The sequence below is a fragment of the Halonotius sp. GCM10025705 genome (assembly GCF_042662885.1).
GTDB lineage: Archaea > Halobacteriota > Halobacteria > Halobacteriales > Haloferacaceae > Halonotius > Halonotius aquaticus.
The window spans coordinates 2,216,230-2,229,035 of the sequence record NZ_JBHSZD010000001.1 but is presented as its reverse complement, the minus strand read 5'-3'; the positions used below and the strand labels follow the sequence as shown (position 1 = coordinate 2,229,035).

Below are 12,806 nucleotides of genomic sequence, written 5' to 3'. Positions count from 1 at the left end.
CCCACGGCTCAATAGCGTTACTCTTCTGTGAGTAAGAATTTCACACGCGCGAATGAAACGCGGATCGGTCGTGACGGCGGCTGTCTCAGGCGTCGAGTTCGTCGCGGAGCAGTTGGTTGACGCTGCCGGGATCGGCCGAGCCGCCGGATTTCTGCATGACCTGGCCGACGAGGAAGTTGAGCGCGCCGTCCTCGCCGCTGTGGTAGTCGTCGACAGCGTCGGGGTTTTCCTCGATGGCTTCGACCACGAAGTCGGCGATGGCGTCGTCGTCGGCCTTGCCGAGGCCCTCGCGGTCGATGATCGTTTCGGGGGCGTCGCCGTCATCGAGCATTGACCGGAGGACGACCTCCTCGGCGTTTTTGACGGTGAGTTCGTCGTTTTCGACGAGTTCGATGAGCCGCGAAAATTCGTCGAGGCGGCCCTCGATATCGGTGATCAACATATCCCGATAGTTGAGTTCGCCGAGGAGGTTGTCGGCGACCCACGTCGCGGCCACATCGGGATCGAACTGCTCGGCGACAGCCTCGAAGAAGTCCGCGACCTCCTTCGTTGAGGTGAGTTTTGAGGCGGCCTCGCTGTCGAGGCCGTAGTCGGCAACGAATCGCTCCCGTCGAGCGTCGGGGAGTTCCGGGATGTCGATTTTATCCTTCCAGTCGGCGACTTCCAGCGGCGGAAGGTCGGCTTCCCGGAAGTACCGATAGTCGGCTTCTGACTCCTTTGAACGCATCGAGACGGTGATCCCGCGGGACTCATCCCAGTGGCGGGTCTCGGTTTCGAGGGCGCGGCCGCGCTTGACGGCGTTTTTCTGGCGGCTGACCTCGTAGGCGAGGGCCTTCTCGGCGGCTTTGTGACTGGAGATATTCTTGACCTCGGTGCGGTTCGCATCTTCAAGCACAGCGTCGTCAATCGCGCCCTCCTCGTCGACTTCGTCGGCATCAACAAGCGAAATATTGGCGTCAACGCGGAGGCTGCCGTCGCGGGTCGCATCGAAGACGCCGAGATATTCGAGGACTTCTTCGAGTTTCGCGAGGAAGGCCCGCGTTTCGGCCGGCGAGCGGAAATCCGGCTCGGTGACGATCTCGACGAGTGGCGTCCCCGCGCGGTTGTAGTTGATCAGCGTCGCCTCGGCGGTGTCGATGCTGCCGCCCTTGTGCTGGAGGCTGCCGGGATCCTCTTCGAGGTGTGCACGGGTGATCCCGATCTCTCTGCGGTCGCCCTCAACGCTGATCTCGAGTTCGCCCTCCTGGCAGATCGGCGCGTCGTACTGCGTGAGCTGGAAATTTTTGGGGAGATCAGGGTAGTAGTAGTTCTTCCGGTGGAACGTGGTGCGCTCGGGGATGTCGGCGGAGAGTGCCTTCCCGATCTTGACGGCGGCTTCGACCGCGCCCTCGTTGAGCACCGGCAGTGCGCCCGGCAAGCCGAGACAGACCGGGCAGGTTCGGCTGTTTGGCTCTTCGTCATCATCGGCCGCAGTCGAGCAGCCACAGAAGATCTTGGTGGCCGTCTCAAGCTGGACGTGCACCTCCAGCCCGATGACGACCGCGTGTTCGTCGGTTTGGACGGCCTGCGCTGTCATTGGCCGGGATTTGCCGCCCGCCCGCTAAAGCCTAACGGAGCCACGGGATCGACTGCTAACGCCGCAAAAGCATCACACGACGCGTCGATCCCCGTGGTGGCCAAGGGTGCCCAGCCGAACCCGCGAGCCGGTGCTGGAGCCCTCGACACCGGCCCGCAGCGCGTAGATGTGTGTGTCGTCGCTGCCGACAAACAGGGTGCCGTCGACCACCGTCGGCGAGGAACGACCACCGATCGGGAGGCTCCACTGCTGGGCACCGGTGGCCGCATCGACAGCGTAGACCTTGCGTAATGATTCGAAAAAGACCGTCTCGTCGGCGACCGTCGGCGAGGAGTGCAGCGAACTCTTCGTCTCAAAGGCCCACTCGCGGTCGCCGGTTGCCGCCGAGAGGGCGTAGAGCAACCCGCCAGCACCGGTAACGAAGACCGTGCCGTCGGCGACGGTTGGCGAGGAGACAACGGTCGCATCGACACGCCACTGTTCGTCGCCGGTGGCAGCATCAATGGCATGCAACTGCTCCCACCCACCGACGAAGACCGTCCCATCGGCGACCGTCGGCGACGACTCGATCTTCCGGTCGGTCTCAACTGTCCACTGGCTGTCGCCAGTCGCGGCAGCAGGGCATAGAGCGTGCCGTCATCGCTGCCGACAAAGACCGTCTCGTCGACAACCGTCGGCGACGACGTCACGTGATCGCCGGTGTCGACAGCCCACTGCTGGTCGCCGGTCGCGGCGTCGACCGCATAGATCGAGGCGTCGTTGCTGCCGACGAAGACCGTGCCATCGACGACGGTCGGCGAGGAGCCGACGCTGTCGCCGGTGTCGAACGTCCACTGCTGGTCGCCGGTGGCAGCGTCCAGCGCGTATAGGCTGCCGTCGTCGCTACCGATAAAGACCGTCCCGTCGGCGACTGTCGGCGATGCGTAGACGTAACCCCCGTTTCGGCCGTCCACTGCTGGTCGCCGGTTGCAGCGTCCAGCGCGTAGATGTTGCCATCCCCGCTGCCAACAAAGACCGTCTCATCGACGACGGTTGGCGAGGATGCAACAGCGTTGTCAGTGTCGACCGCCCACCGTTGTCGGTCGCCTGGTTGTGCACTCGCCCACGACGCAGCAACCCCCGTGGCGAGTCCGACGCCGACAACCGATTTCAACAGTGTGCGGCGGCTCGGACGATACGTGCCGTCCCCCAGCGGCTCATGGTACGCCATCAGTATCACTATTGCAAGTTTTCATATAAATAACCAGTGCAGCGACGGCTCGATCGGCACACCTCGCGTCGATCATCGTTCGGGAATCAGACATGTGTCTGACACAGTTTTATACAGAGACAGAACGGTTGTCATGGTATGAGTAATCGGGTCGATGAACTCGAAGGACAGCTCGCAGAGCTCCGCGCCGCAGTCAACGGTCTCACCGAGGAACTCGTTGAGACGAAAGACCGGGTTCGTGAACTCGAAGCCGAGGCCGCAGCCACCGACGCCGAGACACCGACCCCGGAGACCGAAACGCCGACGAAAAGCGACGATCACGTCGTTGTCGTCGAACAGGAGCAAGACGATGTCGACGTCGCCACCGACTCGCTGGCGGCAACCGAGTCAGAGGCCGATCCGATCGACGAGGCTGTTGAAACGGAAGACACAACTGAGGAGGAGTCCAACGAGTCGACCGACGACATCATCGTCGCCTAACCGACCGGCGACGACCCAGGCTGTCGCCCGAGTTCATCCATGCACATCAAAGCCCTCGTCTTAGACGGTTTCAAGAGTTTCGGGCGGCCGACGCGTATTCCGCTGTACGAAGATTTTACCGTGATTACCGGGCCAAACGGCTCGGGGAAGTCGAACATCATCGACGGCGTGCTCTTTGCCCTCGGACTCGCGAAAACCCGTGGCATCCGCGCCGAGAAGCTAACTGATCTGATCTACAACCCTGGCCACGACGGCGAGGCCTCAACCGACGATGGCCCACGCGAGGCCAGCGTCGAGGTCATCCTCGACAACAGCGCGGGGACGCTCACCCGCGAGCAGGTCGTCACCGCCGCCGGCACCGACCGCGTCGGCGATGTCGAGGAGATCACGATCAAACGCCGCGTCAAGCAGACCGACGACAACTACTATTCGTACTACTACCTCAACGAACGCTCGGTGAATCTCGGCGACATTCAGGACCTCCTTTCGCAGGCCGGCATCGCCCCTGAGGGGTACAACGTCGTCATGCAAGGCGACGTGACTGAGATCATCAACATGTCAGCCGGCCAGCGGCGCGGCATCATCGACGAGATCGCCGGCGTCGCCGAGTTCGACGCCAAGAAGGAATCCGCCTTCGAGGAACTCGACGCCGTCGAGGAGCGGATCAACGAGGCGACGCTCAAAATCGAGGAAAAAGAAGAGCGACTCGACCAGCTGGCTGACGAACGTGACACAGCCCTCGAATATCAGTCCTTACGCGACGAGAAACAGGAGTACGAGGGCTACCTGAAAGCCGCCGAACTGGAGGATAAACGCGCCGAACTCGACGAGATCGAAGACCAGATCGACAGCCACGAGGAGACCCTCGCTGAGCGGCAGGACACCCTCGACAGCGCGCAGGGCCGCCTCACCCGGCTGGAAGACGAACTGGAGGAGCTCAACCGCGAAATCGAACGCAAGGGCGAAGACGAGCAGTTGCGGCTCAAACGCGAGATGGAGTCGATCAAAGGGGAGATCGACCGCCTCGAAGGCCGGATTGAGGCCGCCGAAGGCCGGATCGAGGATGCCGAGGACGAACGCCGGCAAGCGTTCGTCCAGATCGACCGCAAGCAGGAGGAACTCGATGAGATTGAGTCGACGATCAAGGATCTCAAAGTCGAGCAGGCATCGGTCAAAAGCACGATCCAGAGCAAGCAGGCCGACCTCGCCGAGATCCAAGACGAGATCGACAACGCCGACACCGAGTTCGACGAACTCAAAGCCGAGTTGGCCGACAAAAAGGAGCGACGCGAGGAGCTAAAGACGCAGGCCAACGATATCCAACGGAAGAAGGATCGCCTGCTCGACGACGCTCGGCGACGCTCGACCGAAGTCGAGGAGGCCCAAGCCGATCTCACGGAGGCCCAAGAGGCGATTCCGGATCTCAAAGCCGAGCTCTCGAACCTCCAGAGCGAACTCGACAAAGCCGAAAAGAACAAATCGAAGATCGAAGCCTCAATCGGCGCGCTCCGGGATGACCGCGAGGAAACGAAAGCCGAGTTGGAGGAGGTCGAAGCGAAGCTCCGCGAGAAACAATCGGAGTACGCCGACATCGAGGCCCGCAGCGACGACGACAGCTCGTGGCCGCGGTCGGTGACGACAATCCTCAACGCCGGTAAACGCGGCGTCCACGGCGCGGTCGGCGATCTCGGTAGCGTCGACAGCGAGTATGCGACCGCCTGTGAGACCGCGGCTGGCGGCCGGCTCGCCAACGTCGTCGTCGACGACGACGGCGTCGGCTCGGAGTGTATCGACTACCTCAAATCACGTAACGCCGGCCGGGCGACCTTCCTCCCAATTACGGAGATGGACAACCGCGGGCTGCCGACCCTCCTCCCATCCGGGTGTCGTCGACTTCGCGCGCAACCTCGTCGAGTACGACAGCAAATACGAGGGCATTTTCTCGTACGTGCTCGGCTCGACACTCGTCGTCGAGGATATGGAAACAGCCCGCGAGTTCATGGGCCAGTTCCGGATGGTCACGTTGGACGGCGACCTCGTCGAGAAAAGCGGCGCGATGACCGGCGGCTCCGGCGGCGGCTCCCGCTACGCCTTTTCGGCATCGGGCGGCGGTAAACTCGAACGCCTCGCTGAGGAAATCGACCAACTCGAAGACAAACGCCGCCAGCACGAAGACGAAATCCGCGACCTTGAGGAGCAGATCGACGCCGCCCGCGACCGCAAATCCGACGCCGTCGAGAAAGTCCAATCCATCGAGGCCGATATCGAACGCACCCACGAGGAGATCGACGACGCCGAAAGCGAGATTGACGACCTCGAAGCGCGCCTCGACGAGATCGAAGCCGAACGCGAGGCTGTCGAAGAAGAGATGGCCGAGGTCGATGCCGAACTCGATGAGATCGAGAGCGAACGCGAGGAGATCGACGCGGAAATCGACGACCTCGAAGCCGAGTTGGCCGAGTCAAAAATCCCCGAGTTGACCGACGAAGCCGACGCGATCCGCGAGGAGATCCGTGACCACGAAGACCGGATGGACGATCTCGAAGGGCGACTCAACGAACAACAGCTCGAACAGCAGTACGCGGAGGAGGCCATCGACGACCTCCACGACACCGTCGAAGCGGCCCAAGACCGGAAGGCCGACGCCCAAGACGAGATCAGCGAGTTGGAAAGCCAGATCGAGGACAAGGAGGACAACCTCGACGAGAAACGCGAAGCTATCGAGGAGTTGGAAGCCGAGTTGGTCGATCTCAAAGACGAGCGCGAAGACCTGAAGGCGACAGTCAAAGACGCCCAAGCCGAGCGCGACGAGGCCAAGGAGGCCGTCGGCGAAATCGAGTCAAAACTCCAGTCGGCCCGCGAGGAGCGCGATCGCCTCGAATGGGAGATCGACGAACTGGAGCAGGCCGTCGGCGACTACGACCCCGAGGAGGTTCCCGATCACGACGAGGTCGAGTCCAACATCGACCGCCTCGAAACCGAGATGGAGAAACTGGAGCCGGTCAACATGCTCGCTATCGACGAGTACGAGGAGGTCGAAGCTGACCTTGAGGAACTCGTCGATGGCCGCGACACGCTTGAGGAGGAACGCGACGGCATCCGCGACCGGATCGACCAGTACGAATCCCAGAAGAAGGCGACGTTCATGGACGCCTTCGAGTCGATCAACGGCCACTTCCAGGACATCTTCTCGCGGCTCTCCGACGGCTCAGGCGAACTCGTCTTAGAAGACCCCGACGACCCCTTCGAGGGCGGACTGACGATGAAGGCCCAGCCCGCGGACAAACCGATCCAGCGACTCGCAGCGATGTCCGGCGGCGAGAAATCGCTGACAGCGCTGGCCTTCATCTTCGCCATCCAGCGACACAACCCCGCGCCGTTCTACGCCCTCGATGAGATCGACGCCTTCCTCGATGCGGTCAACGCCGAGCGCGTCGGCGAGATGGTCGACGATCTGGCCGGCGACGCCCAGTTCGTCGTCGTCTCTCATCGCTCCGCGCTCTTGGAACGCTCCGAGCGCGCTATCGGCGTGACGATGCAGGACGACAACTACAGTGCGGTGACCGGCATTCAGTTCGACGGCGACGACGCGGACGCGGAGGTGCCAGCCGATGACTGATCTCCCCGATTCGGTTGGTCTCGATGGGATCGCCGGTGAGTACAGCGACGACCAAGAGCGACCGCCGGAGCCGACCGCCGACGATGACGAAGTCGAACCCGTCGAACTGTTGGTGCAGTTGGCCGAGGAAGGCGAAATCGAGCCGTGGGATATTGACATCGTCGAGGTCACCGACGCTTTCCTCTCGAAACTCGAAGCGACTGATCTGCGCACGAGCGCGCGAGCACTGTTCTACGCCAGTGTCCTCCTGCGGATGAAAGGCGACGAACTGCTCGATCCAACCGAGGACGAGCCAGACGACGAGCCCGAACCGTGGGAGCAAGCCTTCGAAGGCGGTGAGCGTGCCGCCGACGAGGGAGGCGCGCCCGGCTTCGACCCGGTCGACGAGCTTGAAGCCGAGATGGATCGTCGCCTCGACCGGAAAAGCACCCGTGGCAACCCCGAAACGCTGGACGAACTCGTCCGCGAACTTCGGGAGGCCGAACGCGACAACTGGTGGAAGCGACGCCGGGAGTACGACACCAGCGACACCGGCGGCGGGGGTACGGCACCCAGACGGTCGATTACCGCGCGGCCGACGATTTTCGGGAAGATGACGAACCGACCGAAGGCGACGTGACCGCCAACACCCACACCGAGGATATCGACCACGTCATCGAACAGGTGCAGGCCGCGCTTGCCCCCGAGTTCGACAATGGCCGCAGCGAGGTGCTGTACGCCGAAATCAAGTCCGCCGGCGGCCGGCCGTTCATGACCTATCTCGCACTGTTGTTCCTGTCGCACCGCGGCGAACTCCGGCTGCAGCAGGATGATCTCTTCGGCGACCTCTGGGTGCAGGATCCCGCACAGCGATCTGGAGACGATGCACAAGAGGAACCCGACGAGGAACTCGAAGCAACGGCCGACTGAGTGACGGCGATCGAGCGGCGGTGTGTTTATGTGGTATCTCGCTCGACACGGAAACAGTGACCTCCGACCCGTCTCCCACGCCGCCCGAGGAACGGATTCTCGGCCTCGACGTGCTCCGTGGGTTTGCCTTACTTGGGATTCTCATCATCAACATCCAGGTCTTTGCGATGCCGTTTGCGACGCTGAACAACCCGACAGTGTACGCGTCGACAATGCCTTACGGCGAGTTCGCCGGAGCAAACTACCTCGTCTGGCTGGTGAGTCACATCGTCGCCGAGCGAAAGTTCATCACCCTGTTTACCGTCATGTTTGGTGCAGGGATCATCCTCTTTACCCAGGGTAAGGATGAAGACGAGGTGTTGGGCCTCCACTATCGCCGAACCGGATTTCTGCTGGCAGCCGGCCTCGCGCATGCGTACCTGCTGTGGTACGGCGATATCCTCGTCCCCTACGCGCTGTGTGGGTTGGTCGTCGTCTTCGTCCGCGATTGGGAACCAAAACAGCTTGCGCGAACCGGCCTGGTGTTGGTGGCGGTTCCCTCGCTGCTGTATATTATCTCAGGGCTCTCACCGGGGTCGACACAGGCGGTCGCCGCCCAGTGGGCACCCGCCGAAGCCACGTTGCTTGCGGAGGTCGAAACCTATCGGAGCGGCTGGCTCGCCCAGCTCGACCACCGCGTGCCGACAGCGTTCGCCCAACAGACCGGCGGCTTCATCAGCGTCGTCTTCTGGCGGACAAGCGGGCTGATGCTGGCTGGGATGGCGCTGTTCAAATGGGGCGTCCTCACGAATGAGCGATCAACGTCATTCTACCGGCGACTCCTCGCTGGCGGCCTGTTGGGCGGACTTGCGCTGATTCTCGCCGGCGTCTGGTATACCGAGGCAGTCGACTGGGCCGCCCGCGAATCGCTGTTTTTTGGCTCACAGTTCAACTACTGGGGGAGCCTCCTGCTGGCCGGCGCGTATATCGCCGGCATCATGCTGTTGTGTCGTCGCGTCGGCGGCGGGCTCGTGACGACCGCGCTGTCGGCCGTCGGCCGAACCGCCTTTAGCAACTACCTGTTGCAGACGCTGGTCGCCACCTCGATCTTCTACGGCCATGGCCTCGGACTGTTCGGGAGTGTGACCCGCGTCGAACAGGCTGGGATCGTCGTTGGCATCTGGGCGGGACAGATCGCCCTCTCGGTGCTGTGGCTGCGGTACTTCCGGTTTGGCCCCGCCGAATGGCTCTGGCGTGCCGTCACATATGGGCGTCGACCACCGCTACGAAACGATCGATCCGCCGACGCAACCGGCGATTAGTTCGGTGTCGACGCGGCGTGAGCGTCGGTGACGCCCTCGACGGTTTCTCGAACCGCATCACAGCCTTCTTCGTGGAGGAGGTCGCCGACGACGATCACGTCGGCGTGCTGGCCCATCTCGTAGGCACTGTCGTAGTCGCCGATCCCGCCGCCGTAGAACAGCGTCGCGTCGTCGAGGCCGTCGGCGGCAGCCTGGACGATCTCAGGGTCGCCGAAGGTACCGGAGTATTCGACGTAGACGATCTCCTGTCCGAACATCTTCTCGGCGACGCGGGCGAAGGCGCCGACATCCTCAGCGGACTGCTCGCAGTCGGCCTCGGTGTACTCGGCGACGGAGGCCTCGGGGTTCATCACGATGTAGGCCTCGGTCGTCGTGCGATCCCAATCGAGGCCGTCCTCGATGCGCACCCACTCCTTGTGTGCGCCGACCATCCAGAAGGGATCCGTCGAGTTGAACACCGTCGGGATCAGGTAGCCATCGAGATCCGGCGAGTCGATGACGACGCTCGGATTTGATGGCTCCTGGTAGAGCGGCACGTCGTACTCGGCGCAGGCGTCGACGACGCGCTGCATCTTGTCTTCGGTCATCCCGAGGGTGCCGCCGATCTCGATGGCGTCGGTGCCGGTCTGACAGACATCCGCGAACGTCTCGCCCTCGACGAGGGGCTTGTCGGGGTCGATCTTGAGGATATGATCCCACTCCGCCCAAGGTGTGCTCATTGGCTATTGGATGCTCGCGCTGAGAATAAAAAGCGTACGGTGGCGAGAAAGGCGGTGTGTCGACCAAGCGGCCGAACTTACGCCAGTTTCGATGCCGTCTCCCGGAGCAACCCATCGAGCAGTTCCGGCAGCGTCGGGTGATAGGCCCGATCCGGCACCTCGCGGACATCGAGTTCGTTCTCGACGAGTACCTGCAGCGTTTTCGCCATCGTGTCGGCGTGGGCATGGAGCCCCTGATAGCCAAGCACGGTGCCGGTGTCGGCATCGACAGTCAGGCGAGCGAGACCGTGGGGAAGATCCTTGACGGTGAACACGCCGTCGTCTTTGGCCCACCGGGTCGCGGTGACAACCTCGTGACCGGCGGCGTCGGCCGTCTCGGGTGTGTGGCCTACCCGAGCGAAGGGGTAGACGCTGGCCCCCGAGAAGATGACGTGATGGTGGACAGTTTCGTAGGGATCCATCGGCTCGCCGGCGTGGTGAGCGAGGATATTCTCGGCGGCAGCGAACCCTTGTTCTTTGGCGACATGGAGGATCGGTTCCTTGCCGTTTGCGTCGCCAACGACAAACACCTGCTCGTCGTCGACAGCAGCCATCGTGTCGTCGACCCAGCCCGCACCGGGGTCGATCGCTGTGGTGTCGAGGCCAAGGCGATCAATCGAGGGGCGGCGCCCGGTAAACGTGAACAGTGCGTCGGCTTCGATAGCCCGGTCGTCGGTTTGGTCGTTCTCGTCGTCGACGTAGAGCCGAACGCCGCCATCATCGGTCGGTTCGAGCCGCTGTTCGGTGGCGTTGGTGAGGATGTCGACGCCGAACGCCGCCCGATAGAGTGTCATGAGTTCGTCGCCGAAAATCGGATCGGCCTCGTCGATCGGCCGGGCATCGTGTTCGATAACGGTGAGGTCGACACCCGCCTCAGCGAGATACGGCACGAGTTCGAGGCCGATATAGCCAAAGCCCATGACGACCCCCGAGTCGGGGAGGTCAGTCGACGCGAGCACGTCCTTGCTCGTCAGCGGCTCAACGGCGTCCATACCAGGCAGATCAGGGATGGACGGCGAGGAGCCCGTGGCGATGACGACGTAATCGGGCTCGTAGCGGTCGCCGTCGATGTCGACAACGCGGTCGTCGACGAAGCGGGCGGTGTCGTGGATGAACTCGACGCCCGCGCGGTCAGTCAGCCATGGATCGCCTCCCGGCGATGGGCTGCGAAGCGGTCGACATGGTCGTCCTTCCGGGCGACGACACGGTCGAGGTCGATCGTCGGCGGGTCGCCCGCAAGCCGGTCGTCGACGCGAGCCTGAAACCGGTGGGCCGCCGTCGACAACACCTCTTTTGAGGGCATACAGCCGTTGCGAATACAGAGCCCGCCGCCGGGGTCGCCGTCATCGACGAGCGTCAGTCGATCGATATCGCTGCCGACATGTTCGGTCAAGGTGTCAGCGACGGCTGACCCCGCGCTGCCGTAGGCACCGATAACGAGGACGTGCATGGTCGGCGGTCGGCCCGCGGCTACAAAACCGTATGGCGGCTGGCCGGCGCGGCATCACAAGCGCAGCTACTGCTGGGGGCAGTGAAAGTCACGCAACGAGAAAGGCGTAGATGTGGGAAGCACGTATCACTTCCCGACCTGTTCCGGGCAGGCGTGTTCGACAGTCGCCGTCGTTGACACGAGGCGACAACTGTGCGTTTCGACGTATGATATAAATAAGTGGTGTTTGAAATATCAATCACAATAATGCAATGCGTATATCATGATCGGTACACCCTCCAAGACGGCGACGATAACAGTGCTACCAGCGCGCTTAAATTATCTATTCTGAAAACCTGATCCCACTTTTTATTATAATCGTACTCGTCGGTTTAGCTACCGTCTGACCGTGTTCCGGGCAGGCGGTGGCCGTCTCCGGGCAGGCGGCACGCGACTTCCGGGCAGGCACCGCAGTTCATTCCGGGCAGGCGTGCGGTGCAGCAGTTGCGATCGGGTTCCGTTCTTATCGGGAGATTCCAGCCGACTCATCAGCAAGCACCGACTCGATCTCCGCGCGCGTCGAGACCAACACATCACCCGTGATCGTCCGCTTGACCGCCGCAGCCGCCGCCGCATGCGCCTGGGCGGTTTCGACATGCGCCGGCGTCAACGCGCCGTCGCCGTTGGTGAGCAGTTCACCGAGGAAGCCGCCGACAAACGCGTCGCCGGTGCCGATGGCATCAACCGTCTCATCCGAGTAGATCCCTTCTTCGATGACCGTTTCGTCGACGAGTGCGAGCGAGCCATCCGCGCCGCGAGTGACGACAACCGCATCAAGCTCATAGTCGGCGGCCAGCTCACGGGCGACCGCTTCGGCGTCGCCGTCGTAGCCGAGGATGCTTTTGGCATCTCTGAGCGGCGCAAACAGGAGGTCGACGCGGGGCAGCAGGCTATCATAGGCGATCGCGGCCGCCTCCTGTGACCAGAGCTTCGAGCGATAGTTGAGATCGAACGAACACAGCGTGTTGGCCTCCGCAGCGATGTCGAGGAGGTCATGTGTCGTCTCGGCGGTGGCGTCGCTGAGCGCGGGCGTGATCCCGGTGGTGTGGAACACGTCAGCGTCGGCGACCCACTCGGTGTCGAGTTCATCAGTACTGACCGTCGTGATCGACGCATTGGCACGGTCGTAGACAACAGTCGTCTCTCTGGGGTCGGCCCCGTATTCGAGATAGTAGGTGCCGAGGCGGGCGGTATCGCTGTCATCCCACGCAACCGCGGGCGTCACATCGTGGCCGCGGAGCGCGCGAGTGACCCGCCGCCCGAGTGGGTTTGCCGGGAGCTTCGAGCACCACGCTGCGTCGACGCCGAGACAGCTTGCGGCGGCGGCAACGTTGCTTTCGGCGCCACCGACCTGTGCGTCCAGCTCACCCTCCGTTTCAAGTCGCGTGCCGCGAGGCGGCGAAAGCCGGAGCATCGTCTCGCCGAACGTCACCAACTCAGCCATAGTATCGACCGCCGTGCATA

General features: G+C 62.8%; 6 protein-coding genes and 5 pseudogenes. 4 read left to right on the top strand and 7 right to left on the bottom strand.

Going from position 1 to position 12,806, the window contains the following annotated elements:
• Window positions 1-85: 85 nt before the first annotated feature.
• The 4 genes and pseudogenes from gatB to ACFQJB_RS12425 all read right to left on the bottom strand — a co-directional run.
• Window positions 86-1,576: an Asp-tRNA(Asn)/Glu-tRNA(Gln) amidotransferase subunit GatB gene (gene gatB / locus ACFQJB_RS12440; RefSeq protein WP_379727758.1), complete on the bottom strand. Its 1,491-nt coding sequence runs from the start codon at window positions 1,574-1,576 to the stop codon at window positions 86-88.
• A 72-nt stretch (window positions 1,577-1,648) separates the two neighbouring features.
• A complete protein-coding gene (locus ACFQJB_RS12435; protein ID WP_379728045.1) occupies window positions 1,649-2,146 on the bottom strand; it encodes a PQQ-binding-like beta-propeller repeat protein in 498 nt (165 codons plus the stop codon).
• Between the two features lie 98 nt (window positions 2,147-2,244).
• Window positions 2,245-2,529 (bottom strand): annotated as a pseudogene (locus tag ACFQJB_RS12430) (PQQ-binding-like beta-propeller repeat protein); the annotation flags it as partial.
• Between the two features lie 11 nt (window positions 2,530-2,540).
• Window positions 2,541-2,786, bottom strand: a pseudogene (locus tag ACFQJB_RS12425) (PQQ-binding-like beta-propeller repeat protein); the annotation flags it as partial.
• A gap of 138 nt (window positions 2,787-2,924) precedes the next feature.
• On the opposite strand from ACFQJB_RS12425, the gene ACFQJB_RS12420 reads away from it, so the two are divergent.
• From ACFQJB_RS12420 to ACFQJB_RS12405, 4 genes and pseudogenes are all read left to right on the top strand, one after another.
• A complete protein-coding gene (locus ACFQJB_RS12420; RefSeq protein WP_120101516.1) occupies window positions 2,925-3,266 on the top strand; it encodes a DUF7518 family protein in 342 nt (113 codons plus the stop codon).
• Between the two features lie 39 nt (window positions 3,267-3,305).
• Window positions 3,306-6,885, top strand: a pseudogene (gene smc / locus ACFQJB_RS12415) (chromosome segregation protein SMC).
• Window positions 6,878-7,794 (top strand): annotated as a pseudogene (locus tag ACFQJB_RS12410) (segregation/condensation protein A). Before smc ends, ACFQJB_RS12410 begins: the two co-directional pseudogenes overlap by 8 nt.
• Before the next feature lie 56 nt (window positions 7,795-7,850).
• Window positions 7,851-9,095 carry a DUF418 domain-containing protein gene (locus ACFQJB_RS12405; protein ID WP_379727756.1) on the top strand — a complete coding sequence of 415 codons (1,245 nt, stop codon included), beginning with the start codon at window positions 7,851-7,853 and terminating at the stop codon, window positions 9,093-9,095.
• Here the strand turns inward: ACFQJB_RS12405 and ACFQJB_RS12400 are convergent.
• The 3 genes and pseudogenes from ACFQJB_RS12400 to kdgK1 all read right to left on the bottom strand — a co-directional run bounded on the left by ACFQJB_RS12400 (window position 9,092) and on the right by kdgK1 (window position 12,786).
• Window positions 9,092-9,814, bottom strand: coding sequence for a phosphoglycerol geranylgeranyltransferase (locus ACFQJB_RS12400; protein WP_379727754.1), 723 nt, complete (start codon window positions 9,812-9,814; stop codon window positions 9,092-9,094). The two genes, ACFQJB_RS12405 and ACFQJB_RS12400, sit on opposite strands and share 4 nt — an antisense overlap.
• A gap of 77 nt (window positions 9,815-9,891) precedes the next feature.
• A pseudogene (locus ACFQJB_RS12395) lies at window positions 9,892-11,303 on the bottom strand (dihydrolipoyl dehydrogenase family protein).
• A gap of 502 nt (window positions 11,304-11,805) precedes the next feature.
• Complete coding sequence (gene kdgK1 / locus ACFQJB_RS12390; RefSeq protein ID WP_379727752.1) at window positions 11,806-12,786, bottom strand: bifunctional 2-dehydro-3-deoxygluconokinase/2-dehydro-3-deoxygalactonokinase; 981 nt, start codon at window positions 12,784-12,786, stop codon at window positions 11,806-11,808.
• Between the last annotated feature and the right edge of the window lie 20 nt (window positions 12,787-12,806).